The following is a 26,637-nucleotide window of genomic DNA, read 5'->3' as shown; positions in this document are numbered from 1 at the left end:
GATTTGGGTGAGGGTTTTTAGGCCCCGATGACCATTGCCGACCAAGTGACGGGATCAACCATCGCGGGAACCGCGGGGGCCAAGCCGCGTGCGGCCGCGCCGGCCATCTCGCTGCCCGCCATCGGCGAGCGCGAGCTCCGGCTCGACCTGTTCCGCGGGCTGGCGCTGTGGTTGATCTTCATCGACCATCTGCCGCCGAGCCTGCTGACCTGGTTCACGATCCGCAATTACGGCTTCAGCGACGCCACCGAGATCTTCATCTTCATCTCAGGCTACACCGCCGCCTTCGTCTACGGCCGCGCGATGCTGGAGAGCGGCGTCGTCATTGCCACCGCGCGCATCCTGCGCCGGGTCTGGCAGATCTACGTCGCCCACGTCTTCCTGTTCACGATCTTCCTCGCCGAGATCTCCTATGTGGCGACCAGCTTCGAGAACCCGCTCTACACCGAAGAGATGGGGATCATGGACTTCCTCAAGCAGCCCGACGTCACCATCGTGCAGGCGCTGCTGCTGCGCTTCCGTCCCGTCAACATGGACGTGCTGCCGCTGTACATCGTCCTGATGCTGGCGCTGCCCGTGATCCTGTGGTCGATGAAATGGAGGCCCGACCTCACGCTCGCCTTGTCCGTCGTGCTTTACGCGGTGACCTGGGAATACGACCTCTACTTCTCCGCCTATCCGAACGGCTTCTGGGCCTTCAATCCGCTGGCCTGGCAATTGCTCTTCGTCTTCGGTGCCTGGTGCGCGCTCGGAGGTGCGCGGCGCATGTCGCGTATTTTAGCGTCGCCGGTAACGATGTGGATCGCGATCGCCTATATCGTGGCGGCGTTCTATGTGACGCTGACCTGGTATGTGCCGCAGCTGTCCCATCTGATGCCGAAGCGGCTCGAGCAGTGGATGTATCCGATCGACAAGACCGATCTCGACGTTCTGCGTTTCACGCATTTCCTGGCGCTGGCCGCGCTGACCGTGCGCTTCCTGCCGCGGGACTGGCCTGGCCTGACATCGCCGTGGCTGCGGCCGCTGATCCTGTGCGGCCAGCATTCGCTCGAGATCTTCTGCCTCGGCGTCTTCCTCGCCTTCGCCGGCCATTTCATCCTGGCCGAGGTCTCCGGCGGCGCAGCCATGCATGCGCTGATTAGTCTCTCCGGAATCCTGATCATGTGGGGCGTTGCGTGGGTGATTTCGTGGTACAAGCGCGTGGCTGAGAAGAGCGGTGCGAAAACCAAAAACGCCGTCGGCAACGCCGATCTGGCGGGAGGGGGCTGATGAAGGCGAAGGTTCTCCTGAGCCTGGTCCTGCTATGCGGTTACCTCGCCGCGCCCACGGCGCGCGCGGACGATGCTGCGCCTGCCGCTCCAGCGGTGCCCCCGGCCTGCGAATTGCCGTCCTATCTGCTCACCAGCGAAAGCAGGCTTCCCAAGGTCGCCGAAGCCGTCAAGGCGGGCAAACCGCTCGAAATCCTCGTCATCGGCAGCCGTTCGACCACGATTCCGGCCTCGGAGGATGCGTCCTATCCGGCGCGCATGCAGGCCATCTTGAAGGACAAGCTTCCGGCGTCGGAAGTCGTACACGTCTCCGTAGAAATACAGAGCAAGAAAACGGCAGAGGAGGCGGCCACCACCTTCGTTAAGCTGGTGGAAGCAAAAAGACCTACTTTGGTCATCTGGCAGACCGGGACCGTGGATGCTATCCGAGCCATCGATCCCGACGATTTTCGTGGCGCGGTGACCGGGGGGGTTACCGCGTTGCAAAATGCAGGGGCTGACGTCGTGTTGATGAACTTGCAGTACAGTCCGCGGACCGAAACCATGATCTCGGTGCCGCCCTATCTCGACAATATGCGGGTGGTGGCGCAGGAGCACGACATCCCGCTGTTCGACCGTTTCGCGATCATGCGGCAGTGGAATGACCAGGGGCAGTTCGACCTGTTCAGCCCGTCCCGCGGCCCCGAGCTGGCGAAACAGGTTCATGATTGCCTGGGCCGGGCCTTGGCCCAGTTCGTGATTGACGCGGCCCATCTGGGGCCGGCCCAGCAGCAAAATTGAGGTCTAGCGTTAATGAGTTCTCTCCGCCCTTTTTTCCCGACGGCATGGCTGGCTGTATCAGCGGCAGCGCTGCTGTTGCTGATGCCGGTGTCGCAGTCGCGCGCGCAGGCACAGGCCGCGCAGGCAACGCAAGTACCGGCGCAAACCGTTAATCCCGCGCCCGCATCGCCTTCCCAGACCACGGTCGCCGTGTCGTCCCCCGAGCAGCGCGGCATCACCTCGCGCGCCATCGACAAGGTGAAGCAGGTCGCGAAATCCGCCGGCGACATCTTCAGCCGTGTACCTTGCCTGCCGCCGAAGGACGGCTCGAAGACGATGGGCTCGCTGCCGCATGTCGCCGCCAAGCTCGTCGCCGGCCAGCCTGTCGTGATCGTCGCGTTCGGCTCGTCCTCGACGGCCGGCTATGGCGCGAGCTCGCCCGATTTCAACTATCCGAACCGTCTGGCCGCACAGCTGCGCCGGCACTATCCGAGCGCTGACATCACCGTCATCAATGCCGGTGTCGGCGGCGAGGACGCGCCCGAGATGATGAAGCGCCTTCAGACGCAGGTGATCGACGTGCATCCGGACATGGTGATCTGGCAGGTCGGTACCAACGCCGTGCTGCGCAATCTCGATCCCGGCGACACCGCCAAGCTGGTCGAGGAGGGCATCTCCCACATCCAGGCCGCCGGCGGCGCCGACATCGTGCTGGTCGATCCGCAATATTCGCCGGCCGTCAACCAGCGCAAGGAGAGCGCCGGCAAGATGATCAAGCTGCTCGGCAAGGTCGCCGAGCTCCGCCACGTCGGCATCTTTCCGCGCTTCGAAGTGATGCGCGACTGGCACGAGAACCAGTCGATCCCGGTCGAGAGCTTCGTCATCTCCGACGGCCTGCACATGAACGACTGGGGCTACGCCTGCTTCGCCCAGCTCCTCGGCGACGACATCATCCGCTCCGTCGGCCAGATCAAGCTCGGGGTGAACGTCCCGGCGGATGTGCGGACGTATCGGCCGATGTAGAGGCGCGGTGCCGCAGGGGGGCAGATGCGCGCTCTGCGCCGTGCCCACCATCTATCGGCAGTGTACGTTTGAACGGTGGGCACGCTTCGCTTTGCCCGCCCTACCATTCTATCCGCTGTCGTCCCGGCCTTCGCCGGGACGACAACAATCTCACGCCTTTTCCAGCGCCGCTGTCAGATCCTCGATCAGATCATCCGCGTGCTCCAGCCCCGCGGAGAAGCGGATGAAGCCTTCGCTGATGCCGAGCGCGGCGCGGTCTTCCGGCTTCAGGCGCTGATGGGTCGTCGTGGCCGGATGCGTCACGAGGCTCTTGGCGTCGCCGAGATTGTTCGAGATCTTCGCAAGCTTCAGCTCGTTGAGCACGCGGAACGCCGCCGCCTTGCCGCCCTTCACCTCGAAGCCAACCAGCGTCGAGCCGCCGCGCATCTGCTTCTTCACCAGCGCCGCCTGCGGATGATCGGCCCGTCCGGGATAGACCAGCCGCGAGATCTTGGGGTGGCTCGCCAGCACCTCGGCGACGCGCCCCGCTGTATCGGTCTGCGCGCGCACGCGCACGCCCAGCGTCTCCAGGCCCTTGAGCAGGACCCAGGCGTTGAACGGCGAGATCGACGGGCCGGTCTGGCGCATGAAATTATGCAGGTGCTCGGCAATGAAGGCTTCCGAGGACAGGATGATGCCGCCGAGGCACCGGCCCTGGCCGTCGATGTGCTTGGTCGCGGAGTAGACGACGACGTCGGCGCCCAGCGCCAGCGGGCTCTGCCAGATCGGCGTTGCGAACACGTTGTCGACGACGAGCCGCGCGCCGCCCTTGTGCGCGATCTCGGCAATGCCGGGAATGTCGAGCACATCGAGCGTCGGGTTGGTCGGGCTCTCCAGGAAGAATGTCTTGGTGTTCGGCCTGAGCGCGCGCTGCCATTGGTCCAGATCGAGGCCGTCCACCAGCGTGGTCTCGATGCCGTAGCGCGGCAGGAGGTCCTGGATGACGTAGAGGCAGGAGCCGAACAGCGCGCGGGAGGCAACGACGTGATCGCCGGCCTTGAGCGGGGCCAGGATCGCGGTCGTCACCGCCGCCATGCCCGTTGCCGCCGAGCGGGCGGCCTCGGCGCCTTCGAGCTCGATCATGCGGCGCTCGAACATCGCAATGGTCGGGTTGGAGTAGCGCGAATAGATGAAGCCGGGATCCTCGCCCTTGAACCGCGCCTCGCACTCCTCGGCGCTGTTGTAGACATAGCCTTGCGTCAAAAACAGCGCCTCCGACGTCTCGCCATATTGCGAGCGCAGGGTGCCGGAATGGACCAGGCGGGTTTCGGGGCGGTAGTTCGCAGGCGACTTCGACATAGGACCCTCCGACATGACCGTTTCGTCGAAAACGGTCACAAAAAAACCGGCCTGGACAAAACCACGGGCCGGGATCACAGAGGTCCCCGGCCTGTTTAGCGACTTATTTAACGTGGCTGCAAGCCGGCCGGCTCAAATCACCACGGGATAAGTGATGCTCATATTCCGCAATGGCCTTTCCGTCAAGGCGTCCATCGGATAGCCGTAAAAGGCTAGTATTTCCCGCATGTCCGGATGCGTTTGACCCCTGACGAGGACCCCCGGTTGAGCTTTTCGATCGCCGCCGACGCCAATGGTATCCTGCCCGACCGCATGATCGCGGCGATGGCGGAGGCAGGTCTCATCCTGCCCGCATACGATTTCGTCGAAAGCCAGATCCAGCCGGCCAGCCTCGATCTGCGCCTCGGCGACATCGCCTATCGTGTCCGCGCCAGTTTTCTGCCCGGGCCCGGCGCCACGGTCGCCGAGCGCATCGATGAACTGAAGCTGCACGAATTCAGCCTCGCCGACGGCGCGGTGCTGGAGACCAACTGCGTCTACATCGTGCCGCTGCTCGAGAGCCTTGCGCTGCCACCGGAGATCGTCGCAGCTGCCAATCCGAAAAGCTCGACAGGTCGTCTCGACGTCTTCACCCGCGTCATCGCCGACGGCACCCGCCGCTTCGACATGATCGGCGCCGGCTATCACGGCCCGCTCTATGCCGAGATCAGCCCGAAGACCTTTCCGGTGCTGGTGCGCGAGGGCTCGCGCCTGTCGCAGGTGCGCTTCCGCACGGGGGACGCCATTCTCAACGCCGACGAACTCGATGGCTTGCATGCCGCCGAGCGCCTCGTCGACATCGACGATGCCGATCTCTCAGGCGGCGTTGCCGTCTCCGTCGATCTCTCCGGCGAGAAGGCGAACGGCTTCGTCGGCTACCGCGCCAAGCGCCACACCGGCGTCGTCGACGTTGATCGCCGCGCCGGCTATGCGGTGGAAGATTTCTGGGAGCCGATCTCGGCGCGGCCCGATGGCAGTCTGATCCTCGACCCCGGCGAGTTCTACATCCTCGCCTCCAAGGAAGCTGTGCAGGTGCCGCCCGACTACGCCGCGGAGATGGTGCCGTTCGATCCCTTGGTCGGTGAATTCCGCGTGCACTATGCCGGCTTCTTCGATCCCGGCTTCGGCTATGCCGGCGCCGGCGGGCAGGGCGCGCGCGCCGTGCTCGAAGTGCGCTCGCGCGAAGTGCCCTTCATCCTCGAGCACGGCCAGATCGTCGGCCGTCTCGTCTACGAGAAGATGCTCGCGCGCCCCGATGCGATGTACGGCCAGCGCATCGGCTCCAACTACCAGGCGCAGGGCCTGAAGCTCTCCAAGCATTTTCGGGTATAGCGCTAGCCCCATCCTCCGCTGTCATTCCCCGCGAAGGCGGGGAATCCAGTACGCCCCGGCCTCTCGATTCAGTCACGACCGTCTCTGGAATACTGGATCGCCCGGTCTTCGCCGGGCGATGACACCGAGCGCGCGGTTGGTTGCGCAGCCCCTTCCGCGATGACACACTCCGGCAAAACAACAAGCCGGGAGCGAACATGACCGCCGCATCAGATCTCGCGCAGGAAGCGCAATGGAAGCGCTGGCGTGCGGTCGCCGATCTCTATCACGCCTATTTCACCGGCCTCATCCTCACCGTGGTCACGCGCCGCGGCACGGCGGATGCGGCGGAATTCGTCTTCCGCGTGTTTCGCCGCCAGCAGCAGGAGCGCTTCCTGCCTGGCCTGCAAAAGCTCGGGCTCGACCATCTGCCGCCGGCGGTGGCTGCCGCGCAATATCACTATCTCTCCAACTGGATCGGCGGCGTGCATGTCGAATACATGTACGAGAGCGACACCAAAGCCTGGATCCGCTATCCGCCGCCGCGCTGGATCTGGAAGGGCACCGCGATCTGCGGCGTGCCGGGCGAGGTCTCACGCGCGATGCTGCGCGGCTGGCACGCCAACAACGGCGTCGCGCTCGGCGATCTCAGGCTTGGCTTCGTCTGCACCAAGCAGAGCGTCGACGGCCAGGACGGCCTCGAAGGTTACTATCACCAATACGATCATCCGCTCGAGCTGGACCAGCGCCTCGTGTTCGCGCGACATCTGGAGGCGCCGCTGTTCGATGCCAAGACTGCGCCGGCGCTCCCTGTTGCGAGCTGGCCAAAACCGCGGCTGGAAAAAGCCTATCGCAACTACGCCATGGAATATGTCCGCACCGCCGCGCCCGTCATGGTGCAGCTGTTCGGCCCGGAAGACGCCGGCTATCTCCTGCATCTCACCGGCAAGCTGATCGGGATGCAGTACTTTGATGATGTTGCAGCAGCGCTGTCGCTGACCCGCGGCGGCGCAAGCGAGTTTGCATCATTCGTGACTGCGCTGTTCGCCGCGCAGGATGACGCGGCCGAGACGACGCAGCCCGAAGGCGCGTTCGAAATCCGCCAGCAGAACTGGAAGCTGATGGACGAAGTAGCCGACTATCACCGCGCCTGCGCAAAGGTGCTGGAGGGATTGTTCGAAGGCCTTGCTGCTGGATGTGGCCGGCACATCGGCGTACACCTGCGCACCGCTGCAGGCGGCCGTCCGCCACTGGTGTGGACCATCGAGTAGATCGACGGTATTGCAGCGGGCACCTCTCCCCGCAAGCGGGGCGAGGGGAGTCTCCGCGAGTCCAATTCTCACCGTGCGGGCAGGGCCCCTGCAATCCGTAAGAATGCAGAGAGGGAGAAAAAACGAATTCCACCCATCGGAATGCGCTGCCGCAGGGCACGCCTGCATGAAGCGCAGGAGGAATCGGCAATCGCCGTGCTAACAAGCCTCTCGCCGCGCCTTCACGCGAATAAGGTTATTGGCACACCAGGTGATTGCCGCGCTGCAAATGGCGCCTGTGTCCGGGGGAGGACATGTCCGACATCGCCGAGATCCCGGTCGATGAGCAAGAACGCCCGCCGCCACCGCCGCGTCCCCTAAGGAGCGCGCTGATCGACGGGCCGATCCTGCGCACGCTGCTGGGGCTCGCCTGGCCGACCGTGATCGGGCTGTCGGCGGGCACCTGTACGGTGATCGCCGAGACCTCCTATATCGGCCGTCTCGGCGTCGAGGCGCTGGCCGCGATGGCGCTGGTGTTTCCGACAGTAATCCTGACCATGACGATGTCGGGCGGCGCCATGGGCGGCGCCGTGGCGTCCGCCATCGCACGCGCGCTCGGCGCCGGCGACCGCGAGCGTGCCGGCACGCTCGCGATGCATGCGATGCTGATCGGCATCAGCTTCGGCCTCGTCTTCATGCTGGGCATGCTGATCTTCGGACCCAGGGTGCTCGAAATGCTCGGCGGCCGCGGCGACGTGCTCACCCATGCGATCGCCTATACGCAGGTGTTTTTCGGCGGCGCCGTGCTGCCCTGGCTGCTCAACACCATGGCGGGCATCTTGCGCGGCACCGGCAACATGAAGCTGCCGTCGTTCCTGATCCTCAACTCCGCAGCCTGGCAGATCCTGCTTGGCGGCGCCCTCGGCCTCGGGCTCGGTCCGGTGCCGCAGTTCGGCATGCGCGGCGTCGCGGCCGGCGCGCTGATCGCCTACACCATGAACATCTGCATCATGGGCTGGTACCTGTTCTCCGGCCGCGCGCGGATCGCACCGAAGCTGCGTGGCCTTCGCATCCAATGGGCGATGTTCTTCGACATCCTCAAGGTCGGCGCCATCGCCTGCTTCTCACCGCTGCAATCGGTGCTGACGATCTCGATCTTCACCCACATGCTGGCGAAGTTCGGCACCGCCATCCTCGCCGGTTACGGCATCGGCGCGCGGCTGGAATTTTTGCTGACCTCGATCGCGTTCTCGTTCGGCATTGCCTGCGTGCCGATGGTCGGCATGGCGATCGGTGCGGGCCGCATCGCGCGCGCCCGCCGCGTTGCCTGGATCGCCAGTGCCGCCGCCTTCGTGGCAGTCGGCATGCCGGCATGCCTCGTTGCGATCTTCCCCGATCTCTGGGTCAACATCTTCACCGACAGCCCGGTCGTGCGCGCGGCGAGCCATCAATATCTCTCGACGGTCGGGCCGTTCTACGCGTTCTTCGGCCTTGCAACGACGATGTATTTCTCCTCGCAAGGCGCGGCGAAGGTGATTGGCCCGGTGCTGGCGCAGACCGCGCGGCTTGTCTACATCTCGGCGGTCGGCTGGTGGCTGCTGACGCACGAGGCCACGGCGCAGAGCTTCTTCTGGCTGGCCGCGAGCTCGATGGTCGTGCTCGGCCTGCTGTCCTGCTCCAGCGTCGTGCTGACGCGCTGGGGGCCGCGCGAGGGCAAGCCCGCGATCAGGCCGGCGCTGTCGGCCGCGGCGGATTAGCGATGCCGGTGACGGCGATGACCGCCGCCGGCATTGGCGAGCCGCATCAATTGCGGGATCATCGCCATCATGTCGCTGCCACCGGAGCCGCCGAGCATGCCCATGATATCGCCGCCGCCCATGCCGCCGAGCCCGGCCGGCAGATAGCCGCTTCCGCCCATCGGGGTGGTGCCGCCGTAAGTGGGCGCGCCGAAACCGCCGCCGAGGCCACCAAGGCCACTGCCCCCGCCCATCATGCCGCCGTTCTCCATCATGCGGCTCATCATCGGACCCATGGTCTGCATCAGCATGGCGAAGCGGCGCTTGCCCAGCTTCGCCTTCATCATTTCCAGCATCGGCGCCATCTGCGTCATCATGTCCTCGCCGCCGGCGCTCCCGCCGCCGAGGAACTGCGCCTTTGCCGGCACGCTCGACATCGAAAACAGCAGCAGCACGGCGGCTGCCTGGCAGATCACCTTGTCCGCACCTCTCATGGCATGCTCCTCGCGTGCGCGGCGCCGCCGGGAGAGCGGAGCCAACCGGACGCACGCGGGGCATGGTTACGGCCGGCGAGGAGGCCGCTCTGTGAAAAAGATCACGCAGAAGCGGGCGGGAATGCCCGATGGATGGCGGCGACGGCCTCCCTCGTCTGCCCCTGAACATACGGCGCGAGCTCGTTCGGCAGCATGTCGATGATCCAGACCAACCGGCACCGCGCATCGCCCTCGGCGATCACCTGCACCGAGGCGCTGTAATGCTTCAGCCGCTCGTTGTTGATCGCATAGACGAGACGCTGCCGCGCGTCGTCGCAATCGACCAGCACCTCGCGCGCGACGGAGCCGTTGGCGAAGGTGACGATGCGCGCATCGCCGTCGAGCGTGCAGGCCGTGACGAAGCCCGGTGCCAGCCGCTGCGGCAGCGCGCCGAAATCGCGCACCGCGTCCCAGACGTCGCGGGCGGGCACGGGCAGGGGGATGTCGTTGTGGATGGAGGCCATGAAGGTGTCCTTGATTTTCATTAAGTGGTCGCCACAAACACCGTCATTGCGAGCGCAAGCGAAGCAATCCAGAGATGTTTCCGCAGAGACAGTCTGGATTGCTTCGTCGCAAGGGCTCCTCGCAATGACGAAGGAGAGAGCTCACACACAAACCGCCTCGACATTGTTGCCATCAGGATCGATCAAGAACGCCGCATAATAGGTCGGGCTGTAATCCTTGCGCGGTCCGGCGCCGCCATTGTCGCGGCCGCCGCTCTTCAGCCCTTCGCTGTGAAACGCCTTGACCGCGTCGTGATCCTTGGCACGAAACGCGATATGCGCGCCGTCGGCCTTGCGTCCCTTATTCAGGTGCAGCCACAGCCCCGGCTCGCCCTTCGGCCCGAAGCCGGCATAGCCGTCACCACTGGAGCAGAGGACGTAACCAAGCGGCGCCAGCACCGCGGTGTAGAAGCGCGTGGCGGCGTCGAGGTCGGCAACACGCAATCCGATGTGGTCGTACATGATCGTCTCCATTGCAAAGCGCGCCGCAACTGGCGCGCGCCGGAGACGAGCCTAGTCAGTTGAGGGCGAGCTGCTCTTGGAGAATCTTGCGCTCGCCCTTCGCGGCCTGCCGGAACTTCGTCGGCGACACGCCGGCGGCGCGATGAAACGTGCGGACGAAGTTGGAGAGGTCGCCGAAGCCGACGTCATAGGCGATGTCGGTGACGGCGATGTCCTCGTCGGCGAGCTTGCGCGCGGCGTGCCGCAGCCGCGAGCGCACCAGATATTGATGCGGGGTGACGCCAAGCACGGCAGAGAACAGCCGCAGGAAATGGAACGGGCTGAGGCCTGCCTGCTTTGCCGCCTGCTCGAGGTCGAGCTCGGCATGCGAATTGTCGTCGATCCACAGCGCGGCCTCGACGGCGCGGCGGCGGTCGCGCGCCGTCGGCGTCGCCTGCTTTCGCGCCTTGCCTGAAACCACATCAATGAAACGGCCCGCAAGAATTTGACCGATCTCGTCGAGACCCAAGTCGCTGTTGCCATCTGCTGCCGTCTGGGCCAGCTCGCCCAGCACCATCAACTCGGGCAGCGGCGGCGTCGCGCCGATCTGCCAGATTTCGCGCTGTCCGCCGAGGGCATCGACGAGGTCCTCACTGAAGAAGAAGCCGAGGCAGACGTCGCCCGAGACATGCTCGTGCGTGCAGGTGTATTCCTCACCGGGGGCACCGACCAGCATCGAGCCCGCCACCAGCTCGAAGAAGCCGGCACGGCAATGGCAGCCGAAACTGCCCGAGCGGACATAGGCGATGGAATGGCCGGTGCGGCATTCCGCAAACGGCGTGTCGTCCGGTCCCGCATCGCAGCGAAATTCGGAGACGATTATCGATCGTGTCGTCAGCAGCGTGGTCGCATCCATGCGACCTATCTAGGCATGATCCGGACAAGTGTGTAGCGGTTGTCCGATGAGATCATGCCAAAAAACCAAGCTAAGGTGCGATCAGGATCGCGCCTTAGCTGGGCGCGCGGGGCGGAGCAACGGGCAGCAGGACCTCGAACAGCGTCTTGCTGGCGACCGGATGGGCGCCCTCCAGCGACAGCAGCCGCCGCTTGGAGATCACCCCGCCGTAAGGCGAGATCCGGTCGGCGTAATTGCCGGCCTCCAGCACGCGGTGGCACGGCACGATCAACATGTAGGGATTTTTTGCGATCGCCTGCGCCACCGAGTGCGCCGCGCCGGAAGCGCCCAGGGCCCGGGCGATCTCATGATAGGTGCGCGTCTCCCCGCGCGGGATCGTGCAGGTGTATTCATAGACCCGACGGTTGAAGGCGAGCACGGCGCCGGCATCCAGGCTGACGTCGGAAAAATCGGGATCGCTACCCTGCAGCAGGCCCACGATGCCCTCGATCGCGAGCTCGGTATTGAGCGGCGGCTGCTGCTCCCGCGCCTCGGGATGGACCTGGAAGATCCGGCGGCGGGTGTCGATCTCCCGCGCCTCCGGCAATTGCACGGCAACGACGCCGGTGCTGCTCCAGATGATGCCGCAGCGCCCGATCGCCGTGTCGAATATCGTGTAGCCACGCCCCGCCATGCACACGCCCCACTCAGTGCACGTTTCTCCCCCGACATTCGATCATAACACCGCCACAATCCGGCGCACCCAAAATCTTGCCAAAACGTTAAGAAGCGTCCGGCCGGCCGCGCCAAACCGCTTGGCGAGGCGCGCCGTCTCGGCTAATCAGGATGAGCGCGAGCAGCGCATAAGCGGGCGTAGTTCAATGGTAGAACGGCAGCTTCCCAAGCTGCATACGAGGGTTCGATTCCCTTCGCCCGCTCCAATACTTAGCCCGGCAGGCTCCGCAAGAATTCCACGAGCGCCGCATTCACCTCCGCGGGCCGCTCCTGCTGCGTCCAGTGTCCGCAGCCGGGCAGCATCCTGATCTCGCGCAGCTGCGGCACCCATTGCTTCATGTTGGCGAGGTGCTCGGCGGCACCGGGAAAGGCGATGACCATGTCGTGGTCGCCGGCGATGTAGAGTGCGGGAACGATCACCTTGATGCCCTCGAAGGCCCCCATCAGCTCCCAGTTGCGATCGATGTTGCGGTAGTAGTTGAGCGGTCCGCGAAACCCGCTGCGGGCAAATTCACCGGCGTAATAGTCGAGATCGGCGGCGCTCAGCCACGATGGTCGCGGCACCTGCACCTTCGGCAACATCCCCTCCTTGCGCGAGACCATGCCGACGCCGACGGTTCGCCCCTGACGCTCGGCATTGGCGCGGATCGCCGCTGCTCCTTCGCCGGAGCCGCCATAGAGCATGGCGCCGAGCGTTGCGCGCGGATCCCGCTCGAACTCCGCTTCGGCGACCCCCGGCTCCTGGAAGTACAGCTGATAGAATTGCGCATCCGCCGTCTGCGGCATGACGCTGGTCGGACGCACCTCGCTGCGCGGTCGATAGGGCACGCTGAGGATCGCGGCAGCGCGGAAACGATCAGGCCGCAGGCGCGCCGTGTGCCAGGCAATCGTCGCGCCCCAGTCGTGCCCGACGATGACGGCGTCCTTTGCCTCGAAGGCGTCGAGGACGCCGACGAGATCGCCGACCATGTGGAGGATCGTGTACTGGTCGATCGCCTCGGGCTTGTCGCTCTTGCCGTAGCCGCGCATGTCGGGCGCGACGGCGTGGTAGCCGGCCGCCGCCAGCGCCTCGAGCTGGTGGCGCCAGGAGTACCAGCCTTCCGGAAAGCCGTGGCAGAGCAGCACCATCGGCCCCTCGCCCTGCTCGGCGACGTTGAGGCTGATGCCATTGGCCTTGATCGTCCGCTGCGTCGGCTCGCCCATCTCGTCGCCTCCAGGTCGTCATCGGCGTCGGACGCATCCTAATCGGCCCGGCGGGCCTCGCAAGATTCTAATATATTAGCTCCTCACGCCCCGCACGCGCGCCTCGCCAGCCTTAAGCTTCTCCCGCCCTGTCGGATGGGTCCTCGTGTCGGGCAATGTTCGGATCAAGGACAGGACCTGCAAAGAGATGGACCAGCAGAAACTGGATCGCGCGATCGGTCGTCGCTTGAAGACGTTGAGGACGCAGGCGGGCATGACGTTGAACGAACTCGCAGGGCGCTCCGGCGTCAGCCGGGCCATGATCGGGCGGGTGGAGCGGGCGCAGAGCAGTGCGACGGCGGCGCTGCTCAACAAGCTCTGCGCGGCGCTCGACGTCACGCTCAGCGACGTCGTCGCGCTTGCGGAGAAGCCGCCGGAGCGCCTGATGCGGCTTGCCGACCAGCCGCATTGGCGCGATCCCGACAGCGGCTATCGCCGGCGTCATGCCTCGCCGCCTGATGCGGCCAGCGGCATCGAGATCATCGTCGTCGATCTGCCGGCCGGCGCGCGCGTCTCCTACAGCCCCTGGGGCCGCAACGCCTTCACCCAGCAGCTCCTGATGCTGGACGGCGCGGTCTGCGTGCATATCGACGCCAAGACGGTGCGCCTGCGCGATGGCGACTGTCTCGACTTCGACGTGATGCGTGCGGTGACATTCGAGAACGAAACAAAACAGGATGCCCGCTACGTCATCATCACGCGGCGCGGCACCTCATACGGGAAGATGTGATGCCGCTGATCGTGCGCGACGCCACGCTAGAGGATGCCGAGGATATTTTGGCCATCTACAATTACGCCGCGGTCAACACCACGGCGGTCTGGACCGACGGCCCGGTTGATCTCGATTCGCGGCGCGCGTGGATCCGCGCGCGACGGGACGCCGGCTATCCCGTTCTGGTCGCCATGAAGGGTAGGGATGTGGTCGGCTTCGCCTCCTTCGGCGATTTCCGTCCCTGGCCCGGCTATCGCCACACGGTTGAGAATTCCGTCTATGTCGACGAGCGGCATCATCGCGCGGGCATTGGCCGCGGCCTGATGGCTGCGCTGATCGAGCGCGCCACGGCACTGAACAAGCACACGATGGTCGCCGCGATCGAGGCCTCGAATTCCGCCTCGATCGCGCTGCACGCCTCGTTCGGCTTTGCCGAGGTCGGCCGTATGCCCGAAGTTGGCTGCAAGTTCGGCCGCTGGCTCGATATGGTCCTCATGCAGATGCGGCTTTCCAGCGATGTGAGGCCGAAGATGCAGATCCGCCCCGGCGACACCTTCGATCCCCGCGTCATCGCGCTGCTCGACCATCACGTCACGGCGGCGCGGGCGCAGACCGCGCCGGGCAGCGCCCATGCGCTCGATCTCGCCGGCCTTCGTGCGCGCGACATCGCGTTCTGGACCGGCTGGGACGGCGAGACGCTGGTCGCCACCGGCGCGCTGAAGACGCTTTCGCCTCGCCACGGCGAGGTCAAGTCGATGCATACGCTGCAGACCGCGCGGCGGCGCGGTTATGGCGGCCAGATGCTCCGCCACATCATCGCGCAAGCCCGTGCGCGCGGCCTGCAGCGGCTCAGCCTCGAGACCGGCTCGTGGGATTATTTCAAGCCCGCGCATGCGCTCTACCAGGCGCACGGCTTCGTGCCCTGCGGCCCGTTCGAGGGTTATGCCGAGGATCCCAACAGCCTGTTCCTGAAGCTCGATTTGAGAGGCTAGTTCCGGGCCGGCGCTACCGGGGCCGAAAAGACTGCCCTATCCCTCAAAATGAGTTGCGCACCTCAAAACACCTCTGCTAGCCTTCAGCCATGGCCGAGACGCTCACCACCGTCGCCCTGACGCTGAAGGACATCGCCCGCGAGGCGGGCGTCAGCCTGGCGACAGTGGATCGCGTCCTGCACAACCGGCCGGGCGTGCGGCCGGATATGGTCAGGCGTGTCAGGGAAGCGATCGAGCGCAATTCCTTCCAGCCGCATGTGGCGGCCGCGGAGCTCGCGCGCAGCCGGGCCCGCCGCTTTGCCTTCGTGATGCCGTCAGGGCCGAACCCGTTCATGCAGCAGATCGAGGCCTATCTCGGCGAGATGTCGGGCTGGCTCTCGGCGCGTCGCCTCAAGGTCGAGATGATCGCCACCGACGTGTTCGACGCCTCCGTGCTGGCCGCCTCGCTGGAGGCGCTGTCGGGGGATTACGACGGCGTCGCCGTGGTGGCGCTGGATCATCCCGCCGTCCGCGCCGCCATCAACGACCTCGTCGACGCCGGCGCCAAGGTCGTGACGCTGGTCTCGGATGTGCCGTCGGCGCGCCGCCACCACTATGTCGGCATCGACAACATCGCGGCGGGCCGCACTGCGGGCGCGCTGGTCGGACGGCTGGTCGGCGGACGCTCCGGCAAGGTTGCCGTCGTCGCGGGATCGCAGGGCCTGCGCGACCATGCCGAGCGTATTTTCGGCTTCAATCAAGTGATGGCTAGCGAATTCCCCGACCTCAGCGTGCTGCCGGTGCTGGAAGGGCGCGACGAGGACGCGCGCTCGGAGCAGCTGCTGGCGCGGCTGTTGGGGAAGCATGCCGACATTGTCGGCCTCTATAACGTCGGCGCCGGCACGCAGGGCGTCGCCAAAGCGTTGAGCGAGGCCGGCCGCGACAAGGTCGTGTTTGTCGGACACGACGTCACCGCACTGACGCGCCGGTTGCTGCTCCAGGGCGTGATGGATGCCGCGATCTCGCAGAATCCGGGACATGAGGCGCGGGCCGCCGTGCGCGTGCTGCTCGCGCTCGCCCGCGGCGAGCCGATCCTGCGCGAACAGGAGAAGATCAGGATCGACATCGTGATGCGGGACAATCTGCCCTAGCGGCAGGTGGATTTGAAAATCGGCCCTTGCGGCGAAGGCGACATGAAGCTCGCGCACCGCAACAGGCAAAAGGGAGGATGGCGTGTATCTCGGACTGGACATCGGCACATCCGGTGTGAAGGCGGTGCTCGTGAACGATGCCGGCGCGGTGGTCGCGACGGCGGCGCGCGAGCTCGCGCTGTCGCATCCGGCGCCGCTATGGTCCGAGCAGGATCCTGACACCTGGGTCGAGGGCGCGATCGGCGCAGTCGACGATCTCGCCAGCCATCATCCGCGCGAGGTGGCGCGGGTCGCCGGCATCGGCCTGTCGGGCCAGATGCATGGCGCGACGCTGCTCGGCGAAGACGGACGCCCGCTGCGTCCCGCGATCCTCTGGAACGACGGCCGCTCGCAGGCCGAGTGCGCGATGCTGGAGCGGCGCTGTCCGTCGCTGCACGCCATCGCCGGCAATCTGGCGATGCCCGGCTTCACCGCGCCGAAGCTGCTCTGGGTCGCGCGGCACGAGCCGGAGATATTCAAGCGGGTCGCCAAGGTGCTGCTGCCGAAGGCCTATGTCCGCTACCGCCTGACCGGCGAGATGCTCGAGGACATGTCGGATGCGGCCGGCACGCTGTGGCTCGATGTCGGCGAGCGGCGCTGGTCGGCCCTGCTGCTGCATGCCACCGGCCTCGATCTGCATCACATGCCGCGCCTCGTCGAGGGCAGCGCGGTGAGCGCAACGCTCGCGCCGGAATACGCGCAACGCTGGGGCATGACGAAAGATGTCGTCGTGGCCGGCGGCGCCGGCGACAACGCGGCGAGTGCGATGGGGCTCGGTGCCATCGCGCCGGGCGATGCCTTCCTGTCGCTCGGCACCTCCGGCGTGCTGTTCCGCGTCACCGACCGGTTTGCGCCGGCGCCGGCGTCGGCCGTGCATGCCTTCTGCCACGCGCTGCCCGGACTCTGGCACCAGATGGGTGTGATGCTGTCGGCCGCGGCTTCACTGGCCTGGCTGTCCGGTGTGATGGAGACGCCTGCGGCCGCGCTGCTCGCGCCGCTCGGCGAGCGCGTCGATGGGCCGAGCCCCGTCAAATTCCTGCCCTATCTCGATGGCGAGCGCACGCCGCACAACGATGCCGCCGCCAGCGGCGCCTTCGTCGGTCTGCGCGGTGCGACCGGGCGTTCCCAGATGGTCCAGGCCGTACTCGAGGGCGTCGCCTTCGCCGCGCGCGACAATCTGGCGGCGCTGAGCGCGGCGAGCGGACCGATCGGTGAAGTCGATCTCGTCGGCGGCGGCTCGCGCTCGCCGCTGTGGGCGCAGATCTGCGCCGACGTGCTCGGCATTGCCGTCCACCGCGTCGAGGAAGGTGAGGTCGGGGCCGCCCTCGGCGCCGCGCGGCTCGGCCGCATCGCCGCCACCGGCGAAGATCCCGCTGAGGTCTGTACCCGCCCGCGCCGGCTCGCGAGCTTTGCGCCGCGCCCATCCGTAACCGCAGCCTATGACGAGGCCTATCGTCGCTGGCGCGCGCTTTATCCCGCATTGAAGGAGACTGTTTAAGTGAACGCGCCAGCCAAATTCTTCGATGCAACGACGCCGGTCGCCTTTGCCGGCAAGGATGCGGCGAACACGCATGCTTTCCGCTGGTACGACAAGGACCGCATGGTCCACGGCCGCCGGCTCGAGGATCATTTGCGCTTTGCGGTGTGCTACTGGCATTCGCTGTGCTGGCCGGGCGGCGATCCCTTCGGCGGCGAGACCTTTCTGCGGCCCTGGCATCACGGCACCGATGCGATGGCGATGGCGCGCGCCAAGGCCGATGTCGCCTTCGAGCTGTTTCGCCTGCTGGACGTGCCCTTCTTCACCTTCCACGACGTCGACGCGGCGCCGGAAGGAGATTCGCTCAGGGAGTCCGTCGCCAATCTCAACGCGATTGCCGATCTGTTCGAACGGAAGATGGCATCGAGCAAGGTCCGCCTGCTCTGGGGTACCGCAAATCTGTTCACGCATCGCCGCTACATGGCGGGCGCGGCGACCAACCCGGACCCCGACATCTTCACCTATGCCGCCGGCCAAGTCCGGGCCGCGCTGGAGGTGACGCACCGGCTCGGCGGCCAGAACTATGTGCTGTGGGGCGGCCGCGAGGGCTATGAGACGCTGCTCAACACCGACCTCAAGCGCGAGCTCGACCAGCTCGGCCGCTTCGTCTCGCTCGTGGTCGAGCACAAGCACAGAATAGGTTTCAAGGGCCCGATCCTGATCGAGCCCAAGCCCAAGGAGCCGACCAAGCATCAATACGACTTCGACGTCGCCACCTGCTACGGCTTCCTCGAACGCTACGACCTGCTCAAGGACGTCAAGCTCAACATCGAGCAGAACCACGCCATCCTCGCCGGCCACTCCTTCCATCACGAGGTCGCCCTGGCGGAGGCGCTCGGCGTGTTCGGCTCGCTCGACATCAACCGCGGCGATGACCTGCTCGGCTGGGACACCGACCAGTTCGCGATGAATGTCGGCGAGCTCGCGCTGGTGTTCCACGAGATCCTCAACCGCGGCGGCTTCACCTCGGGCGGGCTCAATTTCGACGCCAAGATTCGCCGCCAGTCGATCGACCCCGATGATCTGATCCACGCCCATGTCGGCTCGATGGATGCCTGCGCGCGCGCCTTCCTCGCCGCCGCCGACATGCTCGATGCCGGCGCGCTCACGACGCCGATCGCCGCGCGCTACGAGGGCTGGGCCGGGCCCGAGGGCCGCGCCATTCTCGGCGGCCAGCGCTCGCTCGCTGATCTCGCGGACCGCGCGATGAGTCCCGGCTTCGATCCGCAGCCGCGCTCGGGCCGGCAGGAATATCTGGAATCCCTGGTCAACCGCTATGTCTAAGGAACGCCGCTGATGGCAAGTGCTGAAGCAAGTCCGGTGCTCGAACTCACCGGCATCGGCAAGGAGTTCGGCGCGATCCGCGCGCTGCACGACGTCGACATGCAGGTCTTCCCTGGCGAGGTGGTCGGTCTGATGGGCGACAACGGCGCGGGCAAGTCGACGCTGGTCAAGATCATCGCCGGCAATTTCCGTCCCACCCATGGCGAGATGCGCTTTGCCGGCAGCGCGGTCCATTTCAGCCGTCCCGTCGACGCCCGCGCCGTCGGCATCGAGGTGGTCTATCAGGACCTCGCGCTATCGGACAATCTGACGGCGGCCGCCAACGTCTTCCTCGGCCGCGAGCTCAAGCGCAAATTCGGGCCCATCGCCTTGCTCGACCACAAGGCGATGGCGGCGCGCGCGCTGGAATTGTTCGGCGAGCTGCGCTCGGAGACGCGGCCCGACGATCTCGTCAAGCAGATGTCGGGCGGCCAGCGCCAGGCCGTCGCGATCGCGCGGACCCGGCTCTCCAATGCGCGGCTGGTGATGATGGACGAGCCGACGGCGGCGATCTCGGTGCGCCAGGTCGAGCAGGTGCTCGGCCTGATCCACCGGCTCAAGGAGCAGGGCGTCGCCGTGATGCTGATCTCACACCGCATGCCCGACGTGTTCGCGGTATGCGACCGCGTCATCGTCATGCGCCGCGGCGAGAAGCGGGCCGACAAGCCGATCCACGAGACCTCACCGGAGGAAGTCACCGCTCTCATCACCGGCGCGAAGGAGGCGGCGTGATGGCCATGCCCATGGAATCCCCGATCAGCTTCACCAATGTCGGCAAGATCAGGTGGTGGCAGCGCGGCATCTTCGCCTCCCAGACCGGCTATGTGCTGCTGGCGCTGGCGGTGCTGCTGGTGATCATGCATTTCGCCAGCCCGTACTTCTTCACCCAAGGCAACATCCAGAACGTGGCGAAGAACTTCTCGTTCATCGCCATTGCCACGCTCGGCGTCACCTTCGTGATCATCATCGGCGGCATCGACCTCTCGGTCGGCTCGATGATGTGCTTTTCGGCCATGATCACCTCGATGGTGATGACCGAGCTGTCGACGCCGGGCGGGCTCGGCGCCTCGCTGTTCGTGCATATGGCGGCCGACGGCAAGACCGTGCTCGCCAACGTGCCCGGCCTGATCCTGCTGGTGTCGATCCTCGCCGGCCTCGGCGTCGCGCTGATCGCGGGGCTCGTCAACGGCTTCTGCATCGCCGTGCTCGGCCTGTCGCCCTTCGTCACAACGCTCGGCATGCTCTCGATCGTGCGCGGGCTCGGCTACGTCGTCTCCAACGGCCGCGGCAGCTTTCCGGGTGGGCCCGATGCCGATTATTTCTACGCGCTGACCTCGGGCGACGTGCTCGGCGTGCCCGCGCCCTTCATCTATCTCGTGATCCTTGCCCTGACGATGGCCGTGGTGCTGCACCACACCTCGTTCGGCCGCCACGTCTTCGCGCTCGGCGGCAACGAGAAGGCGGCGGAGCTGACCGGCATTCCGGTGGTGCGGGTGAAGATCGAGGTCTACGTGATCTGCGCGCTCGCCGCGGGCCTTCAGGGCATCATCATCTCCGGCTGGCTCGGATCTGCCCCGGCGAACATGGCGACCTCCTACGAGCTCAACGTGATCGCGGCGGCCGTGATCGGCGGTGCCAATCTCGCCGGCGGCATCGGGGGTCCGCTCGGGGCCATCGTCGGCTGCGTGCTGCTGGAGGTGATCCGCAACGGCCTCGTGCTGGCGCAGGTCTCCTCCTACTGGCAGCAGACGTTGGTGGGCGTGATCATCATTCTGGCTGTGCTGGTCGACCGCATCCGTTCGCGGATGACCTGACGTGACGTCATCTCGGGAAGGCAACGAAAATGCCGCCTGTCCGCTTCCCGGGCGCTTTGCAGAGGATAGGCATCAAACAAGGGTGGAGGAGACTATGAGGAAACTGCTTCTTGCCGGTATCGCCGTTGCGATGATGGCGACGCCGGCGTTCGCCGCGAACTACCGCTTCGTGATCGTGCCCAAGGCTATGAACAATCCGTTCTTCGACTTCGCGCGCGACGGCTGCCTGAAGCGCGCCAAGGAGCTCGGCAATATCGAGTGCATCTACAAGGGACCGGTCGAGCACGAGCCGGCGACACAGGCGCAGATCATCCAGGACTTCGTCACCCAGAAGGTTGACGGTCTCGCCATCTCAGTCGCCGACGTCGCGGCCATGACCAAGTCGATCGAGGCGGCGACGGCGGCCGGCATTCCCGTCATCACCTTCGATGCCGATGCGCCGGGCTCCAAGCGCATCGCCTATATCGGCACCAACAACAAGGAGTTCGGCCTGGCCCTCGGCAAGCAATTGCTGAAGATGCGCCCCGATGGCGGCAAATACGCGATGGTCTCGGGCGGTCCAGGCGCCAAGAACCTCGCCGAGCGCGTCGACGGCGTGCGTGAGGCGCTGAAGGGCTCGAAATGGACCGAGGTCGCGGGCTCCCCGACGTTCTGCAACGACGATCCCGCGCTGGCGGTCCAGCAGATGACAGACATGCGCACCGCAACGCCCGATCTCGCCGCCATCGTGCCCATCGGCGGCTGGCCGATGTTCGCTCCCGAAGGTTTCAAGGCCTTCGCCTCGAGGAACAAGAAGGACATCGATTCCGGCAAGTTCACGCTGGTCGTCGCCGATACGCTCAAGATGCAGCTCGAACTGCTGCGTGACGGCTATGCCAATGCGCTGGTCGGCCAGCGTCCGTTCGAGATGGGCGAGAAGGCGATGGACACGCTGCTCGCCATCAAGAAGGGCGAGAAGGTTCCGGAGATCGTCTACACCGGCCTCGACCTCGTCACCAAGGACAACGTCGCGCAGATGCTGAAGTAGGAGCGCCGCCAGCCCCGCGCTCCTGCGTGCCTCTCCCGCTTGCGCTTGCCGCAAGCGGGAGAGATGATGTCTGGACTGCTGGAAGAAGACTATAAGGCAATGGGAATGAAACGCGCGCGGCTCGGCTCTCTCGACGTCACCTCGATCGGCCTCGGTTCCGCTCCGCTCGGCGGATTGTTCAGTCCCGTCAGCGATGCCGATGCGGAGGCGACCCTTGCAACTGCATGGGCGGCGGGAATCCGCTTCTTCGATACCGCGCCGCTTTACGGCTTTGGCCTTGCGGAGCGACGGCTCGGCGCGTTCCTGCGGCAGCAGAAGCGCGACACCTATGCCATCTCGACCAAGGTCGGCCGCCTGCTGCGTGCCCCCGATGGTGGCGCCGCCGAGGACGAACACTACAAGGGCACGCCGCGCGAGCGACCCGTGTTCGATTTCAGTTATGATGGCGTGATGCGTTCTGTTGAGGAGAGTCTTGCCCGCCTCGGGCTCGATCGCGTCGACGTCCTGCTCGTGCACGATCCCGACGATCACTACGACGAAGCCGTCGCCGGTGCCTTCCGCGCGCTCCAGCGCCTGCGGGACGACGGCACCGTCAAGGCGATCGGCGCCGGCATGAACCAGTCGGAAATGCCGGCCCGCTTCGCCGAGGCCGTGCCGGTGGACTGCTTCCTGCTCGCCGGCCGCTACACGCTGCTCGACCAGGGCGCGCTGGATGCACTGTTTCCGGTCTGTCAGGCCAGGAATATCGGCATCCTGCTCGGCGGCATCTACAACAGCGGCATTCTGGCCAATCCGCACGCCGGCGCGAAGTTCAACTACCAGGACGCTGATGCCGCGCTCGTCGCCCGTGCGCTCGCGCTCGACGAGCTCTGCCGCAAGCACGGTACCGAGCTGAAGGCCGCCGCGCTCCAGTTCTGCATGGCCCATCCGGCCGTGACCGTCGCCGTGATGGGCGCGCGCAATGCCGGCGAGGTCGCCGACAACATCGCGATGTCGGAGACGACCGTGTCGCCGGCGTTCTGGCAGGAGCTGCGCGCGCGAAACCTCGTCGACGCTCGCGCGCCGCTGCCGGGTGGAGTGTGAGCCATGATCATCGACGCCCACCAGCATTTCTGGGATCCCGCGCGGGCCAACTATCCCTGGATGGAGGCGCCCGAGCTCACGCCGATCCGCCGCGCCTTCGGCCCGGCCAATCTCGCGCCGCTGCTGAAGGCGAACGGCATCGACGCCAGCATCGTGGTGCAGTGCCGCTCCGCGCTGGAGGAGACCGAGGAATTCCTGCGCATCGCGCATGCGACGCCGTCCGTCATCGGCGTGGTCGGCTGGGCCGATCTGACCGACGGCGACCTCGGCGACACGCTCGACCGGCTGCGCACCTTGCCCGGCGGCGACAAGCTGGTTGGTATCCGCCATCAGGTCCACGACGAGCTTGATGCGGATTGGCTGCTGCGCGAAGACGTCCAGCAGGGCCTCACCGCGATGTTCGCCCGCGATCTCACCTATGATTTCCTCGTCCGTACCCGCGAGCTGCCCGCCGCGATCGCAACCGCACAGGCCTTCCCGCAAGCGCGCTTCGTGCTGGATCACGCCGCCAAGCCGCCGATTGCCGGTGGCGGCTGCGACGAATGGACCAACCACATTGCAACGCTCGCTGCGTGCGGCAACGTCTGGTGCAAGATCTCAGGCCTCGCGACGGAAGCAATCTGGAACGACTGGGATGCCGAGCGGCTGTTCCCGTTCGTCGCGCACGCCGCAAAATGTTTCGGCGAAGACCGCCTGATCTTCGGCTCGGACTGGCCGGTGTGCCTGCTCGCGGGCAGCTATTGCGAGATCAAGGACGCGCTGGAAGCGTGTCTGGCGAGGCTAGGTGGGCAGGTACGGGAGAAGGCGTTCGGGGTGAATGCGATGGCGGCGTATCGGTTGGTGTAAGTTAGAACGCAGCCGCGGACTCGCACCCTCCCCTGGAGGGGGAGGGTCGATCGCGCGCAGCGCGAGCGGGGTGGGGTGATCTCTCCACGCGGGCACTGTTCGAGGTGGAGAGACTGTCACCCCACCCCGTCTCACATTTCGCTACGCTCAATGTGAGCCGACCCTCCCCCTCCAGGGGAGGGTAAGATAGCCTTCACGCCCCTGCAGGCACCTGATCGAGAAATCCCGTCACGCTCTGGATGCGCCCGTCCTTCAGCACGGCGAAATCCGTCCCCTTGATCGGGCTGTCGACGCCGTCAGGACCTAGCCCCCACGAAAAGCGCACATGGTCGCCGTAGCCGTTGGGCTCGCCGATCAGCTTGAATCTGAAATCGGGAAAACGCTGCTGCACGCCCGCGATCAGCGCGTCGATGCCATCGGGGCCGTCGCCCTTCATCAGGGGATCGACATAGCTCGCGTCCGCCGTCCAGGTCTCGCTCAGCAACTCACGCCGGCGGCTCGTCGTGCGCTCGTTCCACAGATCGATATAGCAGTGGGCGATGGCGGTGTGGTCGGTCATGTTGCTCTCCTTCGATGCGCCGTGTTCGGCTGGGCGTCACTATCGAAGGACTGCGCGTGCCGATCGATTACCTCGGAGGTCATCGGCACACATAAAAATGAAGCGCGATGATGGCCTCATCGCGCTTCATTCACATGTCGGTTGTTTCGCGAAGATTACTTCGCCGCCGTCACCATGATCTCGACGGTGTATTGCGGCGCCGCCAGCTTGGCCTCGACGGTAGCGCGGGCCGGGGTGTTACCCGGCGAGACCCAGGCGTCCCACACCGCGTTCATCTCGCCGAAGGTCTTCATGTCGGTGATGTAGATGGTGGCCGAGAGCAGCTTCGACTTGTCGGTGCCGGCCTTGGCGAGGTGGCCGTCGATGGTCGCCAGGATGTCCTGGGTCTGCTTCGTGACGCTTTCACCGGCGGCCTTGTTCGCGACGACGCCGGCGAGATAGACGGTGTTGCCGTGCACGACGACCTGGCTCATGCGCGGGCCGGTTTCAAAACGCTGAATGCTCATTTGGGGATCTCCTGGTGGAATGGCGGCCCTGTCTAGCGCAGCGTCTCGCGGTCAGCCACCCCCGGCACGCATGCGTTGCCCGGCACGCATGCGTTGCCCGGCACGCATGCGTCGCCGCCAACGCACGTGCCGATTCACGGGAATTGACTGAAGAATGCCCAGATCGTCTCGGCGCCGTCGATGTCGCCGTTCTGCGGCCCGAGCAGCCCCGCCGCGACCCTTGGGAAGCGCGCATCGGGCGAGAATCCGGGCATGCGGTGGCCGCCGTGGTTGACGCGATAGAGCACGACGTCGTGGCCGGCCGGGCAGCGCGAGGTGATACGGGTGACCGTCGACTGGTCGGCGGGATTCTTCTCGGGCAGATCGACCGTGGCCGCATCGTCTGCCTCGCAGCCGTTGAGCTTGCGCCAGAAGGCCAGCGTCTCCTCGGTCGACCAGAACCCGTCTGCGGCAAAATAGCTCGATCCGCGTCCGCCGGCGTAGGGGACCAGCGGGTCGGCCGTGCCGTTCATGAGCAGCATCGGCAGCGGCCGTGACGGATGGCATGTGACCGCGGTCTCTTCGGTGAGATTCATGATCACGCTCGCGCCGGCCGCAAACAGGTCGGCGCGCGCGCAGAGAAGCGTCATCGCCATGGCACCGCCGTTGGAGATGCCGGCGACATAGATTCGCTTCGGATCGGCAGTGCCATTCACCACCAGCTTCTCGACGAGCTTTGCGATGAAGGCGACGTCGTCGGTGCCCTCGGGCGGGCCCCGGAGCGCGGGTCCCGCTTTCGTTCTCGCATCGGCCCAGGCATGGTTGAGGCCATCAGGGAAAACCACGGCGAAACCCTCGCGTTTTGCGACCTGGGGCCACGCCGTCCGCGCGATCATGTCGGCGCCGCGCTGGGTCTTGCCGTGCAGCACGATCACCAGCGGCACAAGCCGCTTCGTCGGCAGTTGCAGAGTGTAGGAGCGCTTCACGCCGTTGATGTCGATGGTGTCGGCGGATGCGACCGAGGCTGCGGTCAATGCCGCAAGAAACATCCCGATCTGCATCCACTGCCGCATGATCTATCCCACCGCTTTCGCCGCCGCGCGTCCGGCATTGCGGCCGGAGAACAGGCAGCCGCCGAGAAAGGTTCCTTCCAGCGAGCGATAGCCGTGCACGCCGCCGCCGCCGAAACCTGCGGCTTCTCCGACCGCGTAGAGGCCGGGAATGATGCTGCCTTCACCACCGAACACGCGCGAGTCGAGATCGGTTTCGAAGCCGCCCAGCGTCTTGCGGGTGAGGATGTTGAGCTTGACCGCGATCAGCGGCCCCTGCGCGGGATCGAGGATGCGATGCGGGGCGGCAGTGCGGATCAGCCTGTCGCCGATATAGCGGCGCGCATTGTGGATGTTCATGACCTGCGCGTCCTTGACGTAAGGATTGACGATCTCGCGGTCGCGCGCCTCGATCTGCATCCTGATGTGCTCGAGCTTGAGCAGGTCGTTGCCGGCAAGCTTGTTCATCTCCGCAACGAGGTCCTCGATCCTGTCGCGCACGATGAAGTCGACACCATGGCTCTTGAAGGCCTCCACCGGCGCAGGCGCGCCCTTGTTGGTGGCGCGGCGCAAGGTCATGCGCCAGCTCTTGCCGGTCAGGTCGGGGTTCTGCTCCGAGCCCGACAGCGCGAACTCCTTCTTGATGATGCTCTGGGTCAGGATGAACCAGGAATAATCATAGCCGGTGGACATGATGTATTTGAGCTGGCCGAGCGTGTCGGAGCCGGGGAAGAGCGGCGCCGGCAATCGCGTGCCCGTGGCGTCGAACCACATCGACGAGGGCCCGGGCAGGATGCGGATGCCGTGGCGCGGCCAGATCGGTGACCAGTTCTGGATGCCCTCGACATAATGCCACATGCGGTCGCGATTGATCAGCCGCGCGCCGGTCTTTTCGGTGATGCCGATCATGCGGCCGTCGACGTGTTCGGGCACGCCGGAGATCATGAAACTCGGCGGGTCGCCTAACC

27 protein-coding genes, 1 tRNA gene, 1 pseudogene and 1 riboswitch are annotated in these 26,637 nt (G+C 65.8%); of the genes and pseudogenes, 18 read left to right on the top strand and 11 right to left on the bottom strand.

Translation table 11 applies throughout. The annotated features are described in order from the left end of the window. The first annotated feature begins 27 nt into the window (after positions 1–27). The 3 genes from A5906_RS01630 to A5906_RS01620 are packed head-to-tail and all read left to right on the top strand — an operon-like array spanning position 28 to position 3,050. Positions 28–1,269, top strand: a complete 1,242-nt coding sequence (locus A5906_RS01630) for an OpgC domain-containing protein (RefSeq protein ID WP_080133530.1) — start codon at positions 28–30, stop codon at positions 1,267–1,269. Then, positions 1,269–2,048 (top strand): SGNH/GDSL hydrolase family protein, encoded by a 780-nt coding sequence (locus tag A5906_RS01625; RefSeq protein WP_080133529.1) that lies wholly within the window; start codon positions 1,269–1,271, stop codon positions 2,046–2,048. Before A5906_RS01630 ends, A5906_RS01625 begins: the two co-directional genes overlap by 1 nt. Positions 2,049–2,060: 12 nt before the next feature. Then, complete coding sequence (locus tag A5906_RS01620) at positions 2,061–3,050, top strand: SGNH/GDSL hydrolase family protein (protein WP_080133528.1); 990 nt, start codon at positions 2,061–2,063, stop codon at positions 3,048–3,050. A 150-nt stretch (positions 3,051–3,200) separates the two neighbouring features. Here the strand turns inward: A5906_RS01620 and A5906_RS01615 are convergent, their stop codons facing one another. Next, the gene (locus A5906_RS01615; protein WP_080134011.1) at positions 3,201–4,388 is read right to left on the bottom strand and encodes an O-succinylhomoserine sulfhydrylase; all 1,188 of its coding nucleotides are present in this window, start codon (positions 4,386–4,388) and stop codon (positions 3,201–3,203) included. 74 nt (positions 4,389–4,462) lie between these two features. Beyond that, a riboswitch (SAM riboswitch) is annotated at positions 4,463–4,542 on the bottom strand. Between the two features lie 110 nt (positions 4,543–4,652). Between A5906_RS01615 and A5906_RS01610 the strand changes: the two genes are divergently transcribed. From A5906_RS01610 to A5906_RS01600, 3 genes are all read left to right on the top strand, one after another. Then, positions 4,653–5,759, top strand: coding sequence for a 2'-deoxycytidine 5'-triphosphate deaminase (locus A5906_RS01610; protein WP_080133527.1), 1,107 nt, complete (start codon positions 4,653–4,655; stop codon positions 5,757–5,759). A gap of 197 nt (positions 5,760–5,956) precedes the next feature. Further along, positions 5,957–7,009, top strand: a complete 1,053-nt coding sequence (locus tag A5906_RS01605) for a hypothetical protein (RefSeq protein WP_080134010.1) — start codon at positions 5,957–5,959, stop codon at positions 7,007–7,009. Between the two features lie 293 nt (positions 7,010–7,302). Beyond that, positions 7,303–8,745 (top strand): MATE family efflux transporter, encoded by a 1,443-nt coding sequence (locus A5906_RS01600; RefSeq protein ID WP_080133526.1) that lies wholly within the window; start codon positions 7,303–7,305, stop codon positions 8,743–8,745. On the opposite strand, the gene A5906_RS01595 is transcribed toward A5906_RS01600, so the two are convergent. The 5 genes from A5906_RS01595 to A5906_RS01575 form a co-directional block, all read right to left on the bottom strand. Continuing rightward, positions 8,742–9,218, bottom strand: a complete 477-nt coding sequence (locus A5906_RS01595) for a hypothetical protein (protein WP_080133525.1) — start codon at positions 9,216–9,218, stop codon at positions 8,742–8,744. The genes A5906_RS01600 and A5906_RS01595 overlap by 4 nt on opposite strands. A 101-nt stretch (positions 9,219–9,319) precedes the next feature. Continuing rightward, positions 9,320–9,721 carry an SRPBCC family protein gene (locus tag A5906_RS01590; RefSeq protein WP_080134009.1) on the bottom strand — a complete coding sequence of 134 codons (402 nt, stop codon included), beginning with the start codon at positions 9,719–9,721 and terminating at the stop codon, positions 9,320–9,322. 141 nt (positions 9,722–9,862) lie between these two features. Beyond that, positions 9,863–10,222, bottom strand: a complete 360-nt coding sequence (locus tag A5906_RS01585) for a VOC family protein (RefSeq protein WP_080134008.1) — start codon at positions 10,220–10,222, stop codon at positions 9,863–9,865. Positions 10,223–10,277: 55 nt separating this feature from the next. Next, positions 10,278–11,117, bottom strand: a complete 840-nt coding sequence (locus tag A5906_RS01580; RefSeq protein ID WP_080133524.1) for a helix-turn-helix transcriptional regulator — start codon at positions 11,115–11,117, stop codon at positions 10,278–10,280. Positions 11,118–11,211: 94 nt separating this feature from the next. Further along, positions 11,212–11,790 (bottom strand): methylated-DNA--[protein]-cysteine S-methyltransferase, encoded by a 579-nt coding sequence (locus A5906_RS01575; RefSeq protein WP_080133523.1) that lies wholly within the window; start codon positions 11,788–11,790, stop codon positions 11,212–11,214. Positions 11,791–11,963: 173 nt separating this feature from the next. On the opposite strand from A5906_RS01575, the gene A5906_RS01570 reads away from it, so the two are divergent. Beyond that, positions 11,964–12,037, top strand: a tRNA-Gly gene (locus tag A5906_RS01570). Positions 12,038–12,041: 4 nt separating this feature from the next. Here the strand turns inward: A5906_RS01570 and A5906_RS01565 are convergent. Continuing rightward, positions 12,042–13,034, bottom strand: coding sequence for an alpha/beta fold hydrolase (locus A5906_RS01565; RefSeq protein WP_080133522.1), 993 nt, complete (start codon positions 13,032–13,034; stop codon positions 12,042–12,044). 187 nt (positions 13,035–13,221) lie between these two features. Here A5906_RS01565 and A5906_RS01560 point away from each other — a divergent pair, with 187 nt between their 5' ends. The 11 genes and pseudogenes from A5906_RS01560 to A5906_RS01515 all read left to right on the top strand — a co-directional run bounded on the left by A5906_RS01560 (position 13,222) and on the right by A5906_RS01515 (position 23,576). Next, complete coding sequence (locus A5906_RS01560) at positions 13,222–13,803, top strand: helix-turn-helix domain-containing protein (RefSeq protein WP_080134007.1); 582 nt, start codon at positions 13,222–13,224, stop codon at positions 13,801–13,803. Next, positions 13,803–14,312, top strand: a pseudogene (locus A5906_RS42840) (GNAT family N-acetyltransferase); the annotation flags it as partial. The gene A5906_RS01560 and the pseudogene A5906_RS42840, both read left to right, overlap by 1 nt. 3 nt (positions 14,313–14,315) lie before the next feature. Continuing rightward, a complete protein-coding gene (locus A5906_RS42835; protein ID WP_186465149.1) occupies positions 14,316–14,777 on the top strand; it encodes a GNAT family N-acetyltransferase in 462 nt (153 codons plus the stop codon). 89 nt (positions 14,778–14,866) lie between these two features. Continuing rightward, positions 14,867–15,907 (top strand): LacI family DNA-binding transcriptional regulator, encoded by a 1,041-nt coding sequence (locus A5906_RS01550; protein WP_080133520.1) that lies wholly within the window; start codon positions 14,867–14,869, stop codon positions 15,905–15,907. Between the two features lie 82 nt (positions 15,908–15,989). Next, positions 15,990–17,444 carry a xylulokinase gene (xylB, locus tag A5906_RS01545; RefSeq protein WP_080133519.1) on the top strand — a complete coding sequence of 485 codons (1,455 nt, stop codon included), beginning with the start codon at positions 15,990–15,992 and terminating at the stop codon, positions 17,442–17,444. Beyond that, complete coding sequence (gene xylA / locus A5906_RS01540) at positions 17,445–18,767, top strand: xylose isomerase (protein WP_080133518.1); 1,323 nt, start codon at positions 17,445–17,447, stop codon at positions 18,765–18,767. 12 nt (positions 18,768–18,779) lie between these two features. Further along, on the top strand, positions 18,780–19,538 hold the full coding sequence (locus A5906_RS01535; RefSeq protein WP_080133517.1) for an ATP-binding cassette domain-containing protein: 759 nt from the start codon (positions 18,780–18,782) through the stop codon (positions 19,536–19,538). Beyond that, on the top strand, positions 19,538–20,620 hold the full coding sequence (locus A5906_RS01530; protein ID WP_026312291.1) for an ABC transporter permease: 1,083 nt from the start codon (positions 19,538–19,540) through the stop codon (positions 20,618–20,620). The genes A5906_RS01535 and A5906_RS01530 overlap by 1 nt, the downstream gene beginning before the upstream one ends. Before the next feature lie 94 nt (positions 20,621–20,714). After that, positions 20,715–21,647 carry a sugar-binding protein gene (locus tag A5906_RS01525; protein ID WP_061879645.1) on the top strand — a complete coding sequence of 311 codons (933 nt, stop codon included), beginning with the start codon at positions 20,715–20,717 and terminating at the stop codon, positions 21,645–21,647. A gap of 105 nt (positions 21,648–21,752) precedes the next feature. After that, positions 21,753–22,730, top strand: a complete 978-nt coding sequence (locus tag A5906_RS01520; protein ID WP_080133516.1) for an aldo/keto reductase — start codon at positions 21,753–21,755, stop codon at positions 22,728–22,730. 3 nt (positions 22,731–22,733) lie between these two features. Next, the gene (locus tag A5906_RS01515) at positions 22,734–23,576 is read left to right on the top strand and encodes an amidohydrolase family protein (RefSeq protein ID WP_080133515.1); all 843 of its coding nucleotides are present in this window, start codon (positions 22,734–22,736) and stop codon (positions 23,574–23,576) included. A gap of 193 nt (positions 23,577–23,769) precedes the next feature. Here A5906_RS01515 and A5906_RS01510 read toward each other — a convergent pair whose 3' ends face one another. The 4 genes from A5906_RS01510 to A5906_RS43640 all read right to left on the bottom strand — a co-directional run. Beyond that, the gene (locus tag A5906_RS01510; RefSeq protein ID WP_080133514.1) at positions 23,770–24,135 is read right to left on the bottom strand and encodes a nuclear transport factor 2 family protein; all 366 of its coding nucleotides are present in this window, start codon (positions 24,133–24,135) and stop codon (positions 23,770–23,772) included. 155 nt (positions 24,136–24,290) lie between these two features. Next, positions 24,291–24,641, bottom strand: a complete 351-nt coding sequence (locus A5906_RS01505) for a RidA family protein (protein WP_027575148.1) — start codon at positions 24,639–24,641, stop codon at positions 24,291–24,293. A gap of 134 nt (positions 24,642–24,775) precedes the next feature. Next, a complete protein-coding gene (locus A5906_RS01500; RefSeq protein WP_136614867.1) occupies positions 24,776–25,693 on the bottom strand; it encodes a CE1 family esterase in 918 nt (305 codons plus the stop codon). Positions 25,694–25,696: 3 nt separating this feature from the next. Beyond that, on the bottom strand, positions 25,697–26,637 hold a 941-nt coding region (locus A5906_RS43640; protein ID WP_245326552.1), incomplete at its 5' end, for an FAD-binding dehydrogenase.

The organism is Bradyrhizobium sacchari (assembly GCF_002068095.1).
In the GTDB taxonomy this organism is placed as follows: Bacteria; Pseudomonadota; Alphaproteobacteria; order Rhizobiales; family Xanthobacteraceae; genus Bradyrhizobium; species Bradyrhizobium sacchari.
This window is presented reverse-complemented; position numbering and strand designations above follow the sequence as displayed.